Annotated in this window: 21 protein-coding genes and 1 pseudogene; 18 read left to right on the top strand and 4 right to left on the bottom strand. The window is 45.6% G+C overall.

Annotation, left to right across the window (positions count from 1 at the left end):
* Nucleotides 1-77 precede the first annotated feature (77 nt).
* From NFS35_RS04385 to NFS35_RS04470, 18 genes are all read left to right on the top strand, one after another.
* Nucleotides 78-764, top strand: coding sequence for a phage tail sheath C-terminal domain-containing protein (locus NFS35_RS04385; protein ID WP_330640033.1), 687 nt, complete (start codon nucleotides 78-80; stop codon nucleotides 762-764).
* A gap of 18 nt (nucleotides 765-782) precedes the next feature.
* Nucleotides 783-1,265: a phage tail tube protein gene (locus NFS35_RS04390; RefSeq protein WP_251206153.1), complete on the top strand. Its 483-nt coding sequence runs from the start codon at nucleotides 783-785 to the stop codon at nucleotides 1,263-1,265.
* An 89-nt stretch (nucleotides 1,266-1,354) separates the two neighbouring features.
* Nucleotides 1,355-1,786, top strand: a complete 432-nt coding sequence (locus tag NFS35_RS04395; protein ID WP_251205935.1) for a phage tail assembly chaperone — start codon at nucleotides 1,355-1,357, stop codon at nucleotides 1,784-1,786.
* A 202-nt stretch (nucleotides 1,787-1,988) separates the two neighbouring features.
* On the top strand, nucleotides 1,989-4,745 hold the full coding sequence (locus NFS35_RS04400) for a tape measure protein (RefSeq protein ID WP_251205936.1): 2,757 nt from the start codon (nucleotides 1,989-1,991) through the stop codon (nucleotides 4,743-4,745).
* On the top strand, nucleotides 4,746-5,435 hold the full coding sequence (locus tag NFS35_RS04405; RefSeq protein WP_251205937.1) for a LysM peptidoglycan-binding domain-containing protein: 690 nt from the start codon (nucleotides 4,746-4,748) through the stop codon (nucleotides 5,433-5,435).
* 19 nt (nucleotides 5,436-5,454) lie between these two features.
* On the top strand, nucleotides 5,455-6,435 hold the full coding sequence (locus NFS35_RS04410; protein ID WP_251205938.1) for an XkdQ/YqbQ family protein: 981 nt from the start codon (nucleotides 5,455-5,457) through the stop codon (nucleotides 6,433-6,435).
* Nucleotides 6,419-6,826 (top strand): DUF2577 domain-containing protein, encoded by a 408-nt coding sequence (locus NFS35_RS04415; protein WP_251205939.1) that lies wholly within the window; start codon nucleotides 6,419-6,421, stop codon nucleotides 6,824-6,826. Before NFS35_RS04410 ends, NFS35_RS04415 begins: the two co-directional genes overlap by 17 nt.
* Nucleotides 6,823-7,227: a DUF2634 domain-containing protein gene (locus tag NFS35_RS04420; protein WP_251205940.1), complete on the top strand. Its 405-nt coding sequence runs from the start codon at nucleotides 6,823-6,825 to the stop codon at nucleotides 7,225-7,227. Before NFS35_RS04415 ends, NFS35_RS04420 begins: the two co-directional genes overlap by 4 nt.
* Nucleotides 7,228-8,430, top strand: a complete 1,203-nt coding sequence (locus tag NFS35_RS04425; RefSeq protein ID WP_251205941.1) for a baseplate J/gp47 family protein — start codon at nucleotides 7,228-7,230, stop codon at nucleotides 8,428-8,430. It abuts the gene before it with no gap.
* Nucleotides 8,427-9,119 (top strand): putative phage tail protein, encoded by a 693-nt coding sequence (locus NFS35_RS04430; protein WP_251205942.1) that lies wholly within the window; start codon nucleotides 8,427-8,429, stop codon nucleotides 9,117-9,119. Before NFS35_RS04425 ends, NFS35_RS04430 begins: the two co-directional genes overlap by 4 nt.
* Before the next feature lie 117 nt (nucleotides 9,120-9,236).
* Complete coding sequence (locus tag NFS35_RS04435; protein WP_251205943.1) at nucleotides 9,237-11,042, top strand: phage tail protein; 1,806 nt, start codon at nucleotides 9,237-9,239, stop codon at nucleotides 11,040-11,042.
* 218 nt (nucleotides 11,043-11,260) lie between these two features.
* Nucleotides 11,261-12,208, top strand: coding sequence for an RNA-directed DNA polymerase (locus NFS35_RS04440; RefSeq protein ID WP_251205944.1), 948 nt, complete (start codon nucleotides 11,261-11,263; stop codon nucleotides 12,206-12,208).
* Nucleotides 12,209-12,563: 355 nt separating this feature from the next.
* Complete coding sequence (locus tag NFS35_RS04445) at nucleotides 12,564-12,830, top strand: hypothetical protein (protein WP_251205945.1); 267 nt, start codon at nucleotides 12,564-12,566, stop codon at nucleotides 12,828-12,830.
* Nucleotides 12,831-12,841: 11 nt separating this feature from the next.
* Nucleotides 12,842-12,982, top strand: a complete 141-nt coding sequence (locus tag NFS35_RS04450; RefSeq protein ID WP_251205946.1) for a CD1375 family protein — start codon at nucleotides 12,842-12,844, stop codon at nucleotides 12,980-12,982.
* 50 nt (nucleotides 12,983-13,032) lie between these two features.
* Nucleotides 13,033-13,158 carry a CD1375 family protein gene (locus NFS35_RS04455; RefSeq protein WP_330640015.1) on the top strand — a complete coding sequence of 42 codons (126 nt, stop codon included), beginning with the start codon at nucleotides 13,033-13,035 and terminating at the stop codon, nucleotides 13,156-13,158.
* Nucleotides 13,159-13,264: 106 nt separating this feature from the next.
* Nucleotides 13,265-13,699, top strand: coding sequence for a phage holin family protein (locus tag NFS35_RS04460; RefSeq protein ID WP_251205948.1), 435 nt, complete (start codon nucleotides 13,265-13,267; stop codon nucleotides 13,697-13,699).
* Entirely contained in the window at nucleotides 13,692-15,251 is a 1,560-nt protein-coding gene (locus NFS35_RS04465) for a glucosaminidase domain-containing protein (RefSeq protein WP_251205949.1), read from the top strand. The genes NFS35_RS04460 and NFS35_RS04465 overlap by 8 nt, the downstream gene beginning before the upstream one ends.
* A gap of 205 nt (nucleotides 15,252-15,456) precedes the next feature.
* A complete protein-coding gene (locus NFS35_RS04470) occupies nucleotides 15,457-16,668 on the top strand; it encodes an AAA family ATPase (protein WP_330640016.1) in 1,212 nt (403 codons plus the stop codon).
* Here the strand turns inward: NFS35_RS04470 and NFS35_RS30030 are convergent.
* The 4 genes and pseudogenes from NFS35_RS30030 to NFS35_RS04490 all read right to left on the bottom strand — a co-directional run.
* Nucleotides 16,592-17,014: pseudogene (locus NFS35_RS30030) on the bottom strand (ATP-binding cassette domain-containing protein); the annotation flags it as partial. The gene NFS35_RS04470 and the pseudogene NFS35_RS30030 overlap by 77 nt on opposite strands.
* Nucleotides 17,015-17,026: 12 nt before the next feature.
* The gene (locus tag NFS35_RS04480; protein ID WP_251205950.1) at nucleotides 17,027-17,887 is read right to left on the bottom strand and encodes a hypothetical protein; all 861 of its coding nucleotides are present in this window, start codon (nucleotides 17,885-17,887) and stop codon (nucleotides 17,027-17,029) included.
* Between the two features lie 2 nt (nucleotides 17,888-17,889).
* Complete coding sequence (locus NFS35_RS04485) at nucleotides 17,890-18,669, bottom strand: hypothetical protein (RefSeq protein WP_251205951.1); 780 nt, start codon at nucleotides 18,667-18,669, stop codon at nucleotides 17,890-17,892.
* Nucleotides 18,669-19,829 (bottom strand): hypothetical protein, encoded by a 1,161-nt coding sequence (locus NFS35_RS04490; RefSeq protein WP_251205952.1) that lies wholly within the window; start codon nucleotides 19,827-19,829, stop codon nucleotides 18,669-18,671. The genes NFS35_RS04485 and NFS35_RS04490 overlap by 1 nt, the downstream gene beginning before the upstream one ends.
* Nucleotides 19,830-19,948: the final 119 nt, after the last annotated feature.

Consider the following 19,948-nt stretch of genomic DNA (forward strand, 5'->3'; position numbering starts at 1 on the left):
CAGCACTGCGCAGTCAATTGGATAAAGGTTGGAAAAATAATTCGTCATTTGCGTCTCCCTCAATTCGCCGTCCGACAGTGACGGATGAAACCACAAAGAAACTGTACACTGCTTTCAACAGGCGGTTGCGGGAAGAAATGGGTGTCAAGTTCCAGTTGGTGCTTTACCGGGCAACATCCGCTGACTTCATGGGTGTCATCAGCGTGAAGAACAAGGTCATTGATGAAGGTGTCAGTGAAGCAAGCCTTGTGTACTGGGTGACTGGTGCTGAATGTGGTTGTGAGGTCAACAAGTCCTGTCAGAACAAGAAATATGACGGGTCTTTCACGGTTGACACCGACTATAAACAGTCTGAACTGAAACAGGCGATAAAGGACGGTGAATTTGTGCTGCACCGGGTCAATGCTGACATCCGGGTACTTGAAGATATTAACAGCATGGTCACGACAACGGACACTTGCGGGGATGTTTTCAAGGACAACCAGACCATCAGGGTCATTGACCAAATCGGCAATGATATAGCGGTGCTGTTCAATACAAAGTACCTTGGTGTCGTGCCGAATGATGCGTCAGGACGGATTTCACTATGGTCTGATATTGTCAAGTATCATCAGCAGTTGCAGGAAATCCGGGCTATTGAGGATTTCACTGACAAGGATGTGACGGTATCGCAGGGCAACACGAAGAAATCCGTTGTTGTGGGAAATGCTGTTACCGTGGTGAACGCTATGGATAAACTGTATATGACCGTAACAGTGCGATAAGAAGGGGGGTGAAAAATGATGGGAAACAATGTGACCATGCACGCAAAAGACACGATTTCCGCAGCCTTGGCAGAGTGCTTTGTTACAATCGGGTCACGCCGATACAACTTCATGCAGGCGATTGACCTTGAAGCGAAGTTTGAAAAGGTCAAGACGGAAGTCCCGATTCTTGGCAAGCCCGGAAGGGGCAACAAGGCAGCGGGTTGGAAGGGGACGGGTTCAGCAACCTTCCATTACAACACTTCCATATTCCGGCAGATGATGTTGGACTACAAGAACACTGGTGAGGACACCTACTTTGAGATTCAGATTACCAATGAAGACCCCACAAGCAGGGTAGGCAGACAGACCATGATTCTGATTGACTGCAACATTGACGGCGGTATCTTGGCAAAGTTTGATGCCGATGCTGATTATTTGGATGAAGAAATGGACTTCACCTTTGAAGATTTCTCCATGCCTGAATCCTTTGCGAACCTTGACGGGTTCCTGACCAACTAAGCAACGGAAAACCCCTTGTGTGGCTTCATATAAAGCCCATATGAGGGGTTTTTTCAATTCAGTGATAAACAGAAAGGGGACAGATAAAAATGTCAAAATTTAGCCGATTCATGAAAGCGAACAAAATCGCAAAACCCAATGAGAAATACGCACCCACTGCAACCTTGCAGGATGAAAACGGTGAACCGCTGAACTGGGAGTTCAGACCGCTGACATCCAAGGAGAATGAAGCCTTGCGGGATTCCTGCACCATCGAAGTTCAGGTCAAGGGGAAACCCAACCTTTACAGACCGAAGGTGAAAACCGCTGAATACCTTGCAAAGATGATTGTTGCATCTACTGTGTACCCTGACCTGTATGATAAGGAATTGCAGGATTCCTATGGGGTCATGACCCCGGAAGATTTGCTTTATGCACTGGTTGACAATGCCGGGGAATATCAGGACTTCACGGTTTGGATGCAGAAATATCAGGGGTTCAGCAAAAGTCTTGATGACAAGGTGGAAGAAGCAAAAAACTAATTGAGGAAGGGGATGGTGAAGCGAACTATGCTTACTATGCCCTTCACAAGCTGCATATTTTACCTTCTGTATTCCTTGAAATGGAAGAACAGGAAAAAGCCTTTGTCATAGCTGCAATCAAAATCAAGGTGGAGAATGACAAGAAGGAAAAGAAGAAAGCGGAAAGCAAAGCAAAGAAACATTAGAAAGGCGGGTGATAAGGATGTCAGGTATTCAGACCGGGATTGAACTGAATGACCAGTTTAGCGGGATATTGAGCAACATCATCAATTCAGTGAACCTTGCGGTGTCTGCTATGTACGATATGCAGGAGAGCATGAACGCCGATATTGACACAAGCAGCATCGAAGGGGCAAGGGAAGAAATAAACCGTGCAACCGCTGCAATCAATGAAATGAGTGAAGCAATGAACGCAGCACTGAACAATCAGGCTGCACCTGATGCTGCACCCCCGGTTGTGGATGAAAGCGGTGAACCTATCCCTGTACCGCTTGACCCAATACCCCCTGACCCGCTTGTTGAAAACCCTGACCCTGTACCCTTGCCGATTCAGCCAAACGCACCCCCTGAACCCGTTGAAGTCCCTGTCCACTGGGAAACTGACGGTTTGGAAGTGTTCACAAGTACGGGTGTTGACCGTTTCCGGCAGGAAGTGCAGAGTGCAAACAGTATGTTGGAGCAGTTGAGCAGTACACAGGATGCTATTGCAAGACAGGCATACAACACAAACCTGTTCCCGCCTGAATCATTTCAGGATTTGAACAGGTTGGCGGTCAGGGTTGACCATATGCGGGAACGGATTCAGCAGATTGAAAACAACCCCGTGAACCTTGGCACAGACACCGCAAATGCAGAGTTGGAACAGTTGCGGGCACAGTTGAACAGGATGGTTCAGGAACAAAATGAACTGAATGAAGCGATGCAGAACATGGATGTTTCCGCTGCAAATGATGCTTACTTGCGTTTATCCCAGTTGGTCAGCGGAACAGAACGGTACATCAGGGACAATGTTGACGAACAGGGGCGGTTCAATCGGGAGATTGAGGAAGGGACACATCAGGCAAGCGAACTGACCGACACGATAAAGAACGCTGTCTTAGCATATGTCAGTATTCAGAGTATCGGGAACGCCCTGAACATATCTGATGAACTTATGCAGACCATTTCCCGCCTGAACATGATGAACGATGGTGTTCAGAGTACACAGGAACTTGTGAACATGGTCTATGCAGCAGCACAGGATGCCCGTGGTTCATTTTCTGAAATGGCAGATGTGGTTGCCCGGTTCGGAAACAATGCAAAGGATGCGTTTAGCAGTTCGGAAGAAGTTGTTGCCTTTGCTGACTTGGTTCAAAAGCAGATGACTATTGCCGGGGCAAGCACACAAGAAGCATCCAATGCTATGTTGCAGTTGTCACAGGCACTTGGTTCAGGAGTGTTGCGGGGGGATGAACTGAACAGTATCTTTGAACAAGCCCCGAACCTGATTCAGTCCATTGCTGACTATTTGGATGTTCCTATTGGTCAGATTCGTGAAATGGCATCAGAAGGGGAACTTTCAGCGGATGTTGTAAAGGCTGCAATCTTTGCAAGTGCCGATGAAATCAATGCAAAGTTTGAACAGATGCCTATGACTTGGGGGCAGATTTGGCAGTCGATGCAGAATACAGCCCTGATTGCATTTCAGCCTGTACTTCAAAGGCTGAACGACATTGCAAACAGTCAAGCGTTTCAGACTTTCGTGAATGGTGCGATTGAAGCAATGGCAACCCTTGCAAATATCCTATTGAACATTTTTGATTTGGTTGCAACAGTAGGCGGTTTCATAGCTGATAACTGGTCAATCATCAGCCCTATTATTTATGGGGTTATCGGTGCATTGATGACATATGCAGCCTATCTTGGGATTGTAAAGGGTATTGAGTTGGCAACCGCAGCAGCAAGTGCAGTGATGGCAGTTGGGAAAGGATTGGTTGCAGCAGCTACAATGATAGCAACTGGTGCTACTTGGGCACAAACAACCGCACAAATGGGGTTGAACGGTGCAATGTATGCCTGTCCTATAGTGTGGATAATCATGCTTATTATCGCACTGATTGCAATTATTTTTGCAGTATGTAATGCGATTGCAAAACTGACAGGTATCGCAAATTCAGGGTTCGGTGTCATTACTGGCGGGGTCAATGTGGTCATTCAATTTTTCAAGAATTTGGGCTTGACCGTGGCGAACATTGCACTGGGTATTGGTAACGCAATAGCAGCCTTGGCAAGTAACATGATGACCGCTTTCCACAATGCAATATGTTCAGTGCAGTCATGGTTTTACAACCTTCTTTCAACTGCACTGTCAGTCATAGCCGGGATTTGTGAAGCCCTGAACAAGCTGCCTTTTGTCGAATTTGATTATTCCGGCATCACATCGGCAGCAGATGACTATGCAGCCAAGGCAGCAGAAGCAGCCGGGAACAAGGAAGATTACAAGTCAATTTCCGATGCGTTCAATGACGGGTTCAACACGTTTGATGCGTTTCAGGATGGTTGGGCTTCTGATGCGTTCAATGCGGGTGCTGCTTGGGGTGACGGTGTTGCGGATGCAGTCAGCAATTTCAGCCTGTCAGACCTGTTTGGCAGTACGGACATACCAAATGTAGATGACTACACATCAGGGTTCAGCGATGCAATAGCAAGTTCAGGTATGGGTGACAACATCGGCAGCATTGCCGGGGACACTGGTGCAATCAAGGATGCAATGGACATCACGCAGGAAGAATTGAAGTATATGCGGGACATTGCAGAGCAAGAAGCAATCAACAGGTACACAACAGCGGAAATCAAGGTTGATATGTCAGGGATGCAGAACACGGTCAACAGCGGTGACGATATTGACGGGTTTATGACAAAACTGACTGATTCCGTGAATGAAGCGGTTGACAACATGACGGAAGGGGTGCATGAGTAAATGGCAAAAAGCGGATATGATGTATATTTGAAGAACTGCCTGTTGCCCGTCACCCCTGAAAAGATTCAGATAAAAATAAACAACAGCAACAAGACGGTAACACTTATCAATGAAGGTGAAATCAACATCCTGAAAAAAGCGAAGTTGACGGACATCGAATTTGAAGCGGAAATACCCCAAGTAAAACAGCCCTATGCAGTCTACAAGTCAGGCTTCAAAGGGGCGGGGTATTTCTTTGATATTTTTGAGGAACTGAAAACAATCAAGAAACCGTTCCAGTTCATTGTGTGCAGGAGAACCCCCGCAGGGAAGAAGCTGCTGAACACGAACATAAAGGTGTCACTGGAAGATTACAAAATCACAGAGGATGCCAAGAATGGTTTTGACTTCAAAGTGAAGTTCAGTCTGAAACAGTGGCGTGATTATGGCACTAAGACAATAAACATTCAGATTGCAGCATCCAAGCCAAAAGCAAGTGCTGAACCGCAGCGGGAAACGAACAATTCACCCGCCCCGGCTGCTTCACAGACCTATACCGTTGTAAAAGGTGACTGCCTTTGGAACATTGCCAAGAAGTTCTATGGCAACGGTTCAAAATACACGGTCATATATGATGCAAACAGGGGTGTCATCGGTGGCAACCCTAACCTGATATATCCGGGACAGGTGTTGACCATCCCGGCAGCATAAAAGAAAGGGGTGTGTTCAGGTGAATGTTGAACTGCTGATTGGAAATGAGGAAGGAACAAAGGTGTATCAGCCCGCAGTTCAGGAAGGGATTGACTGGTCAACAGAGCGGAAGAACACCCCCGGCAAACTGGTTTTCAAAGTCCTGAAGGATGACATACTGGATTTTTCAGAAGGCAGCCCGGTCAGGATGAAGGTTGACGGTGACAATGTATTCTTTGGTTTCGTGTTCAAGCAGAACCGTTCAAAAGACCAAATAATCACAGTCACCGCCTATGACCAGTTGCGGTATCTGAAAAACAAAGATACCAAGGTGTATGAAGGAAAGACCGCTGCACAGTTCGTTAAAATGATAGCGGATGACTTTTCACTGAATGTCGGGACACTGGAAGATACGGGGTTCGTGATTGAATCAAGGGTTGAAGAAAACACTTCCCTTTTTGAAATGATTGCAAACGCCCTTGACCTGACCCTGACCAACACCGGGGAAATGTATGTCTTATTTGACGATTTTGGGAAACTGACCCTGAAAAGCCTGTCATCAATGTATGTGGGTGTTCCGGGGGCATACCTGATGATTGACGAAGAAACAGGTGAAAACTTTGACTATACTTCATCAATAGATGATTCAACATATAACAAAATCAAACTGACCTATGACAATGAAGATACTGGTTACAGGGAAGTTTACATTGCACAGGATTCATCCAACATCAACAAGTGGGGAATCCTGCAATACTTTGACACGTTACAGAAGGGCGAGAACGGACAGGCAAAAGCGGATGCACTGTTGAAACTGTACAACAAAAAGACCCGCAACCTGAAAATCACGAACGCCCTTGGTGACAACAGGGTCAGGGCGGGTTCAATGGTGGTAATCAACCTTGACCTTGGGGACATAAAACTGAAAAACTGGATGCTTGTGGAAAAATGCAAGCATACCTACAAGGAAGGTGAGCATTGGATGGATTTGACACTTAGAGGGGGTGATTTTGTTGGCTGATGCAAATGAACTTGTTGAAACACTGAAAAGGGCAGCAGTAGAAGCTATGGAAGCGAAAAAGCCCGTCAATGTGTACTTTGGGGAAGTGGTGAGTGCTGCACCCCTGAAAATCAATGTTGAACAGAAGATGGAGCTTGGTGAGAAGCAGTTGATTCTTTCAAGGAATGTGACGAACTTCAAGACATCCATCAGTGCGGGAAACATCAAGAATTATTACTACACGGGTTCAACAGAGGATTCAGGGACAGCCCCCGTTTCCCCTTCACACGTTCACGCTGTCGGAAAGATAGAAGTCACCGTTCACAATGGCTTGGTTGTCGGTGATGAAGTCATCCTGATAAGGCAGCAGGGAGGGCAGAAATTCATTGTACTGGACAGGATTGGGTCATGATACCATCAACAGTCGGATTCTTAGCACAGGATTTTGAAATTGAGGAACAACCAAGCCTGACTCACAAAATGGATTTGAACGGTGATTCTGTCCGGGGGTTTGTCGATGAACAAGAAGCGATGAAGCAAGCCATATTCAGGATTCTGAACACTGAACGGTATCAGTATATCATTTATCCTTGGTGGTATGGGATTGAAACCATTGACCTGTACGGTGAACCAGTCACCTATGTGTGCCCGGAACTGGAACGCAGAATCACAGAAGCCCTGCTGATTGATACAAGAATCAACAGCGTTACTGATTTTGAATTTGACCTTGAAGTGAAAGGCGTGGTTCATGCCATATTCACGGTAAACACCATATACGGTGAAATAAAAGCGGATAAGGGGGTGAATATCTAAATGTATGAGAATGAAACCTATGAAGTCATCCTTGAACGGATGCTGAACCGGGTATCTGACAAACTGGACAAAAGACCCAGTTCAGTCATCTATGACACGCACAGTTCAACAGCCATTGAACTTCAAATACTGTACATTGAACTGGAATACCTGATAAAAAATTCATACGGTGACACCGCTGCAAGGGAATTTCTGATAATGCTTGCAAAAGACCGGGGGCTTTCACCTGATACTGCATCAAAGGCAGTCTTACAGGGTGAGTTCACCCCGGCAAATATTGATGTCACTGGCAAGCGTTTCAACATCGGTGATATTAACTATGTGGTGTTGAAGCAGATTCAGCCGGGACAGTATGAAGTCCAGTGTGAAACAGCCGGAGTGATTGGCAACCAGTACCTTGGTGATATGATACCGATGGACTACATTGATGGGTTGCAGACTGCACAGCTTACAAAGATACTGATACCGGGTGAGGATGACGAAGATACAGAAGTGTTCCGGCAGCGGTATTTTGACAGCTTCAATGAACAGTCCTTTGCCGGAAACCGGGCAGCGTACCTTGAAACGGTCAGGAAGATTGACGGTGTGGGTGATTTGAAGGTCACAAGGGTATGGAATGGGGACATACGCCCCGCCGAAATGATACCCAGTGCAAAAGTCACCGCATGGTTCAATTCAGTGGTTGGCGGGTTGGATGCAGAGGTTGCAGCATGGCTTTCTGCTGTTTATATGGCTTCATATGAGAAGAAATTGACGGTTGGCGGTACTGTACTGATAACGGTTGTAAATTCCTTGGATTTTGGAGAAGCAACGGATGTATTGCTGAACAAGATTCAGACCGAACTTGACCCCGTGGAAAATGCAGGGGAAGGTGCAGGGCTTGCCCCAATCGGTCATGTGGTCAACGTGAAAAGTGCTGACCCGGTTCAGGCATTTATAACAACAAGCGTGACCTTCAATGAAGGTTATAATTGGACGAACACCAACACACTGATAAGAGAAGCGATTGATTCCTACCTGTTGGAGTTAAGGAAGGAATGGGCTGACAATTCAAATATTGTGGTCAGGGTCAGTCAGATTGAAACAAGGATTCTTGGGGTGAATGGGGTACTTGATGTGACCAATACGAAAATCAACGGTTCAGTCAACAACCTGACCTTGACCAAGTATCAGATTCCAGTGTTAGGGGGTGTTTCTGCATGATTAGGGAAGTTGACCTTGTTTCATATCTACCGCCATTCATGCAGACCTACAAAGAACCCGTTGCAGCCCTTGAAGCGGAAAACCCTGAATTTCAGATTGTTTGGAAAGCAACGGACAAGGTGCTGAAAAACCGCTTCATTTCAACTGCTGATGAATACGGTATATCAAGGTTTGAAAAGCTGCTTGGAATCCATCCGACTGATGATGACACCCTTGAAAGTAGGCGTTCAAGGGTTCAAAGCAAGTGGTTCAACAAACTTCCCTATACCTTGCGGGTCTTGCTCCAAAAGCTGACGGTCTTGTGTGGTGACACGGATTTCACGCTGAACCACAATTTCACTGTTGGGTACACCCTGACACTGGAAACTGACCTTGAACTGTATGGACAGGTGGAAGAACTGGAATTTATCATCAACACAATGATTCCTGAAAATATTGTTGTAGATTCAAAGAACAGCATCCCTTGCAATATAAAGGGTGCTGTTCTTTTTGGTGGCGGTATCTGCTTTATAAACAGCTTTGCCATTACCAATGATTTCAGGGAAGTGTTCGGAATTGACGGTGAAGCAGCGTTTGGCGGTGGGATTGTTCAAACCGATTTGCTGACCATCACGAATGACAGCCGGGAAACCGTTGCCATTCAGGGAAATGCAACCTTGGTGGTAATGTCACAGAAACCGCAATGGTGACTGTTTCACAGGATTTTAGTGAAGTTGTCAGGATAGGCGGTGATGCAAATGCTGCATCCGGGATTGTCCATGTGGATTTCATTGAAATAAAAACAACTTAGAAAGGAATGGAAAGAAATGGCACAATATTCAAGATTGGTCATCACTAATGACGGTCAGGCACTTATGGCAAAGATGATTGCCGGGTCAGGGAACATTGATTTCACAAAAATGTGTTCTTCCAGTACCCAGTATCAGGAAAATCAGTTACAGGACTTGACCGCAATCAGCGACATCAAACAGACAACCCTTGTTTCGAAGGTGTCCCGCACAAACAATGTCGCAATCAAGGTTGAAGCAGCATTTTCCAATGCTGATATCACAACCGGGTACTATATGCGAACACTGGGATTATATGCGGTTGACCCGGACAAGGGGGAAATACTCTATGCAGCGTGTATTGAAACCACAAATAACTGCTATATGCCCCCATATAATGGTGTTACCGTGTCGGCAGCATACATTCAGGTGTATACCACAGTAGGCAATGCTGAAAGCGTGTCCTTGGAAGTCAATCCGGGGGCATATGCAACCATCGGTGACATTCAGGCATTAGAAGCAGAGATTGCAGACCTGAAAGCCTTTGTTGGTTACACTGACGGGGATATTTATGGCGTGGAAGTGGATTTTGACAATAAGAAGTTCACCCGCCTTGCCGGGGCTGCAAACAGGACACCGGGGGAAGGGGTTGACAACATCCTTTGTTTCGGTGGGCGTAAACGCTGCAACTTGACGAATGATGGAAGGGTTGCAGCCTATTATGGTGAAGCAGGGTTTTCCACAACCGGGAAACTGACACAGGCAATAGACCGCAACCCGGCAGGGACAACAACCCCTGACCCCAACTTGCAGTTCACAGCCGGGACTATTGTTCAGGTCATGGTTGAACAGCCGAAGTTCTATTACAAGGTTGTTCCCTTGAAGATTGAAAAGAAGCGTAAAGGCGGTATCACAAGGAAGGTCAGGTATTATGTATCTGACACGCCAAAGGCAGGGTTCAAGCTGCATCCGGCTTTCATCGAGAATGGCAGGGAAAATGAAAAGATTTACCTTGCAGCCTTTGAGGGGTCACTGTATGACAGCAGTGCCGGGGCGTATATCTTGGATGATTCACAGGTTGCTGACTTTGCCAATGACATCCTTTGCAGCATCGCAAACGCAAAGCCGATGTCAGGCTTGACCCAAAACGCAACAAGGGCAAATGTCAGGAAACTGGCAGAAAAGCGTGGTTCAGGTTGGGAACAGTCCTATGCTGCAACTGTTTGTGCTTCACAGATGCTTATGCTGATTGAATACGCAAGTTTCAATATGCAGTCCTGCATTGGTGACGGTGCAACCCACAAGACGGATGACGGTAGTTCAAACATGGCTGAACCTACTGGCGTGACGGTGAACCTTGGCAACGCATCCGGGACAGCTTCAAATGCCAACGGTATTCAGTTCGTTACATACCGGGGTGAGGAAAACTTTTGGGGCAACATTTGGACTTGGGTTGATGGTCTGAATGAAAATATGGATGCCACAACCCATGAAGGGACAATCTACATCGCAGACCATGCCTTTACTGATGACACTGGTTCAGGGGCATATGAAGATGCAGGAATCATTGCAGTGTTCGGGAACGGTTATGTGTCGGCTTTCTGCTATTCAGAAAAATATGATTGGTTGTTCATACCGGGTGAACTGCTTGGCAACACCGCCCTTCCTGTTGGTGACTATCATTGGAATGGAAACACAGGTTGGAGAGTCGCTTTATTGGGTGCTGGTTGGGATGGTGGCTGGTATGCCGGTGCTCTCTGTTGGAGTCTGGATGGTGCTTCTTCTCATCGTGGTCGGTCTGTCGGCGGGCGGTTGGTGTATGTACCGAGTAAGAAAGCAGCGTAACCAGTAAACAACAACTTTTTAGGTAATCAGGATGCTATACAGATGACGATTTCAGCCAAAACAGAAAAGCATAAAACCAAGTCACTAAATTAGGTGCTAATTGGAATAATGGCTTGAATACCAGTGCTTTCTATTGGAATCTGAATAATGCTTCTTCTAATCGTAATCGGAATATCAGCAGGCAGTTAGTAAATGCACTAAAAACACCCGCCTGAAATATGGCGGGTGTTCTTATAAATCACAATGTACTGAAACCTGATTACCGTGCCACTTGGCAAAACACCAAAATTTATCTGACCGTATTAGTAGACCGTACCCAGTGCGGATTGAAAGTTCGGTTTAGTGCATACAAAGAAGGAAAACTTGTGAAACGCTATGGGTATCTTTATGAAAAAATATGTTCAATGGATAACCTTTACCTTGCATTTCAAAACGCCAAGAAGGGAAAAGGATGGTATGCAGAAGTAAAGCTGATTGAGAAAAGACCATATTACTACTTAGCAGCGTTACAATGGAAACTGGAAAACCATTTATACAAAACTTCTGAATATGCCATGTTCACCAAGAAAGACGGGAAGAAGGAAAGGGAAATATACAAACTTCCATTCTTTCCTGACAGGATTGCACAGTGGGCGGTGTTGCAGGTCATTGAACCGCAGTTATTGGCGTACTTCACGGATGACACCTATTCAGCAATACCGAACAAAGGGATTCATGCAGCGTTCAAAAAGTTAAGGAAAGCAGTGGACACAGTGCCGGAAGAAATGACCTACTGCCTGAAAATAGACTGCAAGAAATTTTACCCTTCCATTGACCATGAAACGCTGAAACAGAAGTTCAGACGGAAATACAAAGACCCTGAACTGCTTGAACTGATAGATGAAATCATTGACAGCATCAGCACTTGTCCGGCAACAGAAGAAAACATTGCATTTTATGAATCCTTTGGGAAGAAAGTCAACATCATTGAAACGAATGGGAAAAAGTTCATTGAAGGTGTCGGCATCCCAATAGGGAACTACTTTTCACAGTATGACGGTAATTTCTTCCTGACAGAGTTTGACCACTGGATAAAAGAGGTAAAGCACATAAAGCATTATTACCGTTACATGGATGACATTTGTATTTTTGCAAAGACCAAAGGGGAACTGCACCAGTTATTGTAGGAGATAAACGAGTATTTCAGGATAAATTTGAAATTAAGGGTGAAAGGCAACTATCAAATATTCCCTTCCTTTGTCCGGGGAATTGATTTTGTCGGTTACAGGGTTTTTCTGAATTATACACTGCTTAGAAAATCCACTTGCCGGGAATTTGAACGGAAGATGACCGCAATCAGGAAGAAGGTTGAAAGCGGGAATGAAATGAACTATTCAGAATGGTGTTCAATCAATTCATACAAAGGTTGGCTGAAACATTGTGACAGTTACCGATTAGCTGAAAAATATATTGTACCTATTCAGCCATATGCTGATAGATATTATAAAGACCACATCAAAAAGAAAGGCGGTAAAAAGAAGAATGAAACAGTATCAGAAAGTAAGAAGTGTTCAGCAGCCTGAACCAAAGGTTATTGATGACTTTTCGGTTTGGGTTGCGGAAAACATCAGCCCGGTATCTGAACCGGGGACGGATGAACAGCCGGGGTTTGAAGGTTATGAATATGACCTGACCCAGTACACCAAGGATGAATACATTCAGTCGATTGACGAAAAGAACGCATCCTTAGAAGCTGAAATCACAAGTACCCAGTTGGCGTTGTGTGATGTGTATGAAATGTTAGGTTAAGGAAGGGGTGAATGAAAATGGCAGAAGTATATGCAAACCTGATTATTAAGGGAAAAAAGACCATTAGCGAAGTTCCTGAAAAACTGGTGGACGATGTGAAAGCGGTCTTGTCAGAAAAAGGTTTCCCGGAACTTGCGGAAGGTGATGACTGATGCTGCATCAGCTTATCATAAAAATTCTATTCAGAAAGGATGTGAAGGAAATGGCAGTAATCTATGCAACGCTGATTGTGAAGGGCAAGAAGTCCTTTGCAGATGTGCCGGAAAAAATCAGGGAACAGGTCAAGGGAATCCTGATTGACCTTGATTGCCCGGAACTGGCAGAGTAGACAGGGAAATGTTCACGCAACTGAAAAAACACGCTATATGACCGTTATATGAAGTCATGTGGCGTGTTTTTTCTATCCAAAACAACACAGAAGGAAGGTAAACAGAATGAAGCAGAAAATTTGTGTAGGAATGGGTGCTGTTGGTTCAGCAGTGGCAACTTTACTTGGCGGGTGGGATGCAGGACTTGCAACCCTTCTGATTTTCATGAGTCTTGACTATGTTTCAGGCTTGGTTGTGGCGGGCGTGTTCCACACAAGCACCAAGACGGACACCGGGGCACTTGAAAGCAAAGCAGGATGGAAAGGGTTATGCAGAAAGGTCATGACCCTGTTCTTTGTACTGGTGGCACACCGCCTTGATTTGGTCATCGGCACAAGTTACATCCGGGATGCAGTAATCATTGCATTTATTGCCAATGAAACAATTTCCCTTGTGGAAAATGCGGGTCTGATGGGCGTACCACTCCCGGCAGTAATTATCAAGGCGGTTGACATTTTGCAGAAAAAGACAGGAAGTGAAGGTGAAGATAAAAATGAGTAATTCCAGTTTAGTGACCTATACCAACATATCCGGCAACAAGACCAGTCCAAGAAACCATGTGATTGACACCATCACAATTCACTGCATTGTTGGTCAGTGGACTGCAAAACAGGGATGTGACTATTTTGCCACAACGGACAGGAAATGTTCGGCAAACTATGTTGTGGGGAAGGATGGTTCAATCGGTCTTTCGGTGGATGAAGCTGACAGAAGTTGGTGCAGTTCCAACGCTGACAATGACAACAGGGCGGTGACAATCGAAGTCGCAAGTGATACAACAGACCCTTATGCGGTGACGGATGTTGCATACAATGCACTGGTTCAGTTGGTTGCTGACATTTGCAAGCGTAACGGAATCAAGGAATTGAAGTGGAAAGCTGATAAATCCTTGATTGGTCAGGTTGACAAGCAGAACATGACAGTTCATAGGTGGTTTGCTGCAAAGGCTTGTCCGGGTGAATACCTGTATAGCAGACATGGGGACATTGCTGCAAAGGTCAATGCAATCCTTGGGGCATCCGCTGAACCTGTTGCATCAGGATTTCAGGCAACCGCCCTGAAAGGCATGGGTGAAGCTGACATCATTGCAAAGGTTGGTGCATTGTTCACTGCCGACCAAAGGGAAAACGGCGTTCTTGCATCGGTTTCCCTTGCACAGTTCATTTTGGAATCTGCCTATGGCAAGTCTGAACTGGCACAGAACGCCAACAACTGCTTTGGTATGAAGTGCAGCCTGTCCGGGAACACATGGGGCGGTTCAGCGTGGGACGGTGCAAGCAAATACGCCAAGAATACACAGGAATATGTCAATGGTCAGTATGTGACTGTTACCGCAGAGTTCAGGAAGTATCAGAATGTGGAACAGTCCATTGCTGACCATTCTGCATATCTGCTTGGTGCTATGAATGGCAGCAAGAAACGCTATGACGGTTTGCAGGGCTGCACCGATTACAGGAAAGCGGTGCAAATCATCAAAGATGGCGGTTATGCAACCGCACCTGACTATGTTGGGAATATCTGCAACATCATTGAAAAGTGGAATCTGACCCAGTATGATGTGGATGCTGCGGTTGACTGTACCACTGGAAACAGCATAGGTTTCCCGTCTTGTCCTTTTACGGTTCAGGTCATTGTGGATGACCTGAATTATAGGGCAAATCCTGAAATGGGTGATAACATCAAGGGACAGACCGGGAAAGGCGTGTTCACAATCGTTGAAGTCAGGAACGGTTGGGGCAAGTTGAAAAGTGGTGTTGGTTGGATTTACCTTGAAAACCCTGACTACTGCATCATTCAGGGGAACGCACAGGCAACCGCACCCGCAGCCTTTGAACCCTATACCATCCGGGTGAAGGTTGCTGACCTGAACATCAGGACGGATGCAACCATTGATGCACAGTCTGTTGGGTACGCTGGAAAGGGGACTTTCACCATCGTGGAAGAAAAGACCGGGAAGGTGAACAAGAATGGTGCTGTTGGTCTTTGGGGCAAGCTGAAATCGGGTGCAGGGTATGTCTGCCTTGCGTTTGATGCCTACACCGAAAAGGTGTAACGGTGTGTTTCTAATTTGTTACTAATTGACAGCGTTTTGCACCATCTGACACAATCTTGAATCCTGAACTTTTCAGCAGATTCGAGGGTTTAGCGGGTTGTATTTACTCATAAATTTATGGTACAATGAAGCAAAGGAAATGGATATCATACCCATTGCTGATATGACTGCGTTTTACAGGAAATAATTTAGGAGGAGACAGGATATGAAAATCGAATCACTGAAAATACGCAATTATAAGGTGTTTCGAAATGTTGAAATCAGAGATATTCCTAATCTGGCTGTATTTTTAGGCAAAAACGGAACAGGCAAGAGCACCTTTTTTGATATATTCGGATTTCTTCATGATTGCTTAAACAGTAATGTAAGAACTGCCCTAATGAAAAGAGGTGGATATAAGGAAGTAGTATCCCGGGAACAGACAGGAGATATTGAATTTGCCGTTCAATTTCGTCCGGCTGATGGTGAACCGTTGATTACATACGAGATTTCTATCGGCTTAGACGAAACGGGCAGAGCTGTTGTGAAAAAAGAAACCCTGCGCCTGAGAAGGGGACAGAAAGGATCCCCCTGGAAAGTATTGGATTTCCCAATGGGTGAGGGTATTGCGGCCAAAGGAAAACTAAGCAGCTACGAAGATGTAAGCCTGGCCACAAGGGAACGGCAAAAACTTGATTCTCCAGATATTCTGGCCATCAAGGGGTTAGGGCAGTTTAAGGAATTCGAGGCAGTGGCCACATTCAGAAAATTAATTGAAGACTGGTATGTGTCCGATTTCAGGATAGATGCGGCAAGAGACCGCCAGGAAATCGAGTATAGTGAACATCTGACGAAGAGCGGAGATAATCTGTCCTCAGTAACGAAATTTCTTTATGACAATCATCCTGATGTTTTTAGTGATATCATAGAAAAGATGAAACAAAGAGTACCTGGAGTGGAATACGTGGAGGCCCAGGAGACCCAGGACGGTTACATTGTGCTTCGTTTTCAGGATGGCACATTTAAGAATCCTTTTTCTTCAAAGTATGTGTCAGATGGTACCATAAAAATGTTCACATACCTTGTGCTTTTGCATGATCCGACACAACATGCGCTTTTATGTGTGGAGGAGCCGGAAAACCAGAATACATCGCCAAGATACCATGATTCATCTCATATACTTCATCACAAAGCAGTTCGATGTCATCTTTATTATGGCTGGCCAAAAGTATCAATTTGCCCCTCTCTTTTTGCTCTAAGAAAAATTTTCTCATTTCCGCAACCCCTTCCCTGTCGAGGCCATTCATCGGTTCATCTAAAATCAGAATCGCCTGGTCTTCCATTGTGGCCTGGGCGATCGCCAGCCGCTGGCGCATTCCCAGCGAATAATGGCACACTTTTTTCCTGGACTGCGGGTCAAGCCCGACTTTCAGCATGATGGAATGAATCACCGCCGGATCTTTTTTATGGGTGATGCGGTATAGATATTCCAGATTACGGTATCCTGACAGATTGCGGATATAGCCGGGCTCTTCAATGATGATTCCCGCATGTTCAAGCATATCCATCTCCTTTCCCATCACTCTTCCATTTACGGATATTTCCCCTGAATCCACATGAAGAAAACCGCAGATACATTTGAACAAAACGGTTTTTCCGGAGCCGTTATAGCCAATGATTCCATATATCTTTCCGCTTCTGCAGGTGATATTTATGTCATTCAGTACAGGAATACCCTTAAATGACTTGCTTACATTTTTCACCTCAATCACAAACTGTTCCACTCAGGCACCTCCCTACTCTTCTTTGTACCATTGAAATTCCATCTTCTTTATCTTTATCAATATCAGGACAGCACATACTGCAATCCCGGCCGCCAACACCATCAGCATATAAAGAACCGGCGGCTGGATAAAACTGTCATGTAATTTCACGCCGATTTGTGTTACCCTCATCCAGTTTACCGGGACAAACATCGCCATCTTCTCTCTTAACAGCGGATGGATATTCTCGACCAGGTAGATCATGAGTACCATGACAAATGCCGCCGTAACCGCTACACTCCTGTTGATATAGATGCTGACAGCAAACATAAAAAGGCCAATAAAACCGATTCCCAAAGTACCGGTGATAACCGTCAAAGCAATCAGTTCCAACGGCGAAAACATCTGCATGGTTTCATAGGAAAAGGCAAACAGAAACCGGTATTCTTCCGGACTGCCTGTCAATGCCAGTGTATGATACAGTTTCCCCCAATCCAGGGTAAGCTCACATGACCCGCTTAATAAGACCATGCTGAAAAATACATTTGCAGCCATTATCAAAAACGACTGCGCAAGGATCGCGCTGACCTGGCATGCCGCCCATCTGCGCCTGCCGGTACGGATGACCTGATACATATTTTTATACTGCATAAATGGGACATCTGAAAAACAGTAAATTATCCCGATCATAAATAATAGCAGATAGAAAATATTTGACAGGATAAATGGGAATGCCCACGGTGCAGCCGCGTATCCCATATCTCTTGAAAACGCCGCCACGGGCCTCATATACAGATGCAGCATAAAACCCTGCAAAACTGCCACTACATAAGTCCTGGAGCTGAACACCCTTTCTGTAAACATCTGATGGAAAGACCGAAAATACCCCGTCATGCTCATATCCTCCTTTTTGACTGCAACATGCCTGCAAAGCCAAGGAGCAGCCATGCCGCTGCCCCCAGCAGAAACGCCCATGCGAGCATTTTCCAATCGCTGTTCCAAATATTATGCCTTGCGTCAAAGACCACGCGCGGGTCAAGCGCTGCTATTTTCCGAAAGCTGTCTGCGCCGAATTCGATCAATATCTGGTAAAGCAAAACAGGTACGGAAAATACCAGCAGTTTATTCGGCCAGAAAAGTGAAAAAAACGCTGCCGCCATTGAGAGGATCCCCGCAAAAATCCCCCACTGCATCCCATAGAACCAAAACCACAGCAAATACTGCCCATGGTCTAAAAAAGAACGGTATCCTCCAAACATCGATATGTATTCCGCCATACCCTCATCCACCCACGGCAGCCCCAGGGAACACAGCATGGAAAAACAGGTTATGCCGATTCCCATTGTCAGCATGGAAGAAATGAAAATGACGAGCATTTTGGAAAAAACGTACTTTCCCAGGCTCCCGCGAACCACCAGATACTTTGCGTAGTTATATTCCAGATCATCCGTAAACGCAGCCGCATATGGAATTGACGCCAGGGAAAAAGCGACCAGAAACCCCGCATCGTAAGATGACAGCAACACAGATGACAAAACGGAGCCGCCCATATTTCCCATTCCGTCATTTGCCGATAAAAATAGAATCAATACGATTCCCATAACAGAAAAGTATAGCTCCTTTTTATGGAACAGGCGGCTGATTTCTGTCTGGAAATATCTCTTCCGCTTCTTCACTAAAAAAACACCTCCGTACCATCTGCCGCATCGACAAACATGTACTGCGTATATTCATATTCTTTGCCGGTATCGCTGTCCACCCCTGATTCCGTGACTTCAAACAGCCATACAATCTTTATGTCATAAGTGCTGTCTGTCTGTTTTACCGGCATTTTGTACAGTTCTGCCCGCTTGGCTGTATATGAGGCCCCTATGACATCCCCGTATTTTTTCGATACGGTTTCAGCGATTGTGCCAAAATCCAATAAGCTTACAGTCTCTCCCGGTTCGGAAAAGGAATACAGCCGTGAAACTTCCAGCCTTTCTATCCCATCCGCAGAATATAACACCTGAATCGGCCTGTTGCTTTCCCCGTCTTCCGGAAAGTCCTGGCTCCCAAAGTATACAGGAAGCCCTTCATGCTGCTGAACTGCCGTAAAGAAATAGCAGTCATTTTCCGCTCCCCATGAAAGAGTATCCGCGCCTAATTCCTGGCCTGACTTATCAAATGCCCTGTATTCCTTTTCCATGGTCTCATGATCCAATGCATAATAGTCATAGGCAGTCTCTTCCAGCTGATATCCTGCCCCATTGATGTTTTTGAGGACAGTATCAAATATCGTCCGGGGATCCCCTATTTCCATTACGGCATCTTTTGAATACTTGTCTGCATTGTAATCATTATCCAGACGGAAGGCCCCATATACTTTCTCGAATACCGGGGTACTGTAGACCAGAACCGTACTCGCACGCAAAAAGGCGCCATCCTCATAGTTGGCAGTATAGCTGGGATATTCAATCCCATCCTCGCCTGAGCCGGTTTCATTCTTCTCCTCCGTGACAGTCTTCCCTTCGGAGAAGATTGCTTTTGCTTTTCCGATATCCGGCTGTTGGAGCGTTGCCGTTACTTGATGCAGATTCCCAAGTTCTGCCTCTTCTGATATCTGAATCACCGTATCGAAAGTGACTCCATTTACAGTCTCCTGAAATTTTTCCGGAAAATCCTGTTTGCCTGCAGCGCTTCCTGTATTTCCTGGTTCTGTTCCGTTCTCGGTATTCCGGGTATCCTCCGATTTGCTCTCATTCCCGGCATCGGTTTTTGGCTGTTCCTTTGCGCATCCCATACATCCCACACACGCCAGGAGCATAATAGCAATCATGTTTTTCCTTACTTTCATAATACTGAAATCTCCTTTTTTATTTTATTTTTCTTGAAGATTATATAATAATGCGGCACAGATTTGCCCGTCTTGTCCGTGAACCTTTCGTTTTATGTCCGCGAACAAAAAAGCCGCCC

The sequence above is a fragment of the Acetatifactor aquisgranensis genome, assembly GCF_943193215.1.
GTDB classification, from domain to species: Bacteria; Bacillota; Clostridia; order Lachnospirales; family Lachnospiraceae; genus Acetatifactor; species Acetatifactor aquisgranensis.

Coding starts and splice junctions, on each gene's coding strand:
- NFS35_RS04390 (WP_251206153.1), top strand. CDS start 783: ATGGGAAACAATGTGACCATGCACGCAAAAGACACGATTTCCGCAGCC.
- NFS35_RS04395 (WP_251205935.1), top strand. CDS start 1,355: ATGTCAAAATTTAGCCGATTCATGAAAGCGAACAAAATCGCAAAACCC.
- NFS35_RS04400 (WP_251205936.1), top strand. CDS start 1,989: ATGTCAGGTATTCAGACCGGGATTGAACTGAATGACCAGTTTAGCGGG.
- NFS35_RS04405 (WP_251205937.1), top strand. CDS start 4,746: ATGGCAAAAAGCGGATATGATGTATATTTGAAGAACTGCCTGTTGCCC.
- NFS35_RS04420 (WP_251205940.1), top strand. CDS start 6,823: ATGATACCATCAACAGTCGGATTCTTAGCACAGGATTTTGAAATTGAG.
- NFS35_RS04425 (WP_251205941.1), top strand. CDS start 7,228: ATGTATGAGAATGAAACCTATGAAGTCATCCTTGAACGGATGCTGAAC.
- NFS35_RS04430 (WP_251205942.1), top strand. CDS start 8,427: ATGATTAGGGAAGTTGACCTTGTTTCATATCTACCGCCATTCATGCAG.
- NFS35_RS04435 (WP_251205943.1), top strand. CDS start 9,237: ATGGCACAATATTCAAGATTGGTCATCACTAATGACGGTCAGGCACTT.
- NFS35_RS04440 (WP_251205944.1), top strand. CDS start 11,261: ATGGCGGGTGTTCTTATAAATCACAATGTACTGAAACCTGATTACCGT.
- NFS35_RS04445 (WP_251205945.1), top strand. CDS start 12,564: ATGAAACAGTATCAGAAAGTAAGAAGTGTTCAGCAGCCTGAACCAAAG.
- NFS35_RS04450 (WP_251205946.1), top strand. CDS start 12,842: ATGAAAATGGCAGAAGTATATGCAAACCTGATTATTAAGGGAAAAAAG.
- NFS35_RS04455 (WP_330640015.1), top strand. CDS start 13,033: ATGGCAGTAATCTATGCAACGCTGATTGTGAAGGGCAAGAAGTCCTTT.
- NFS35_RS04460 (WP_251205948.1), top strand. CDS start 13,265: ATGAAGCAGAAAATTTGTGTAGGAATGGGTGCTGTTGGTTCAGCAGTG.
- NFS35_RS04465 (WP_251205949.1), top strand. CDS start 13,692: ATGAGTAATTCCAGTTTAGTGACCTATACCAACATATCCGGCAACAAG.
- NFS35_RS04470 (WP_330640016.1), top strand. CDS start 15,457: ATGAAAATCGAATCACTGAAAATACGCAATTATAAGGTGTTTCGAAAT.
- NFS35_RS04480 (WP_251205950.1), bottom strand. CDS start 17,887: ATGACGGGGTATTTTCGGTCTTTCCATCAGATGTTTACAGAAAGGGTG.
- NFS35_RS04490 (WP_251205952.1), bottom strand. CDS start 19,829: ATGAAAGTAAGGAAAAACATGATTGCTATTATGCTCCTGGCGTGTGTG.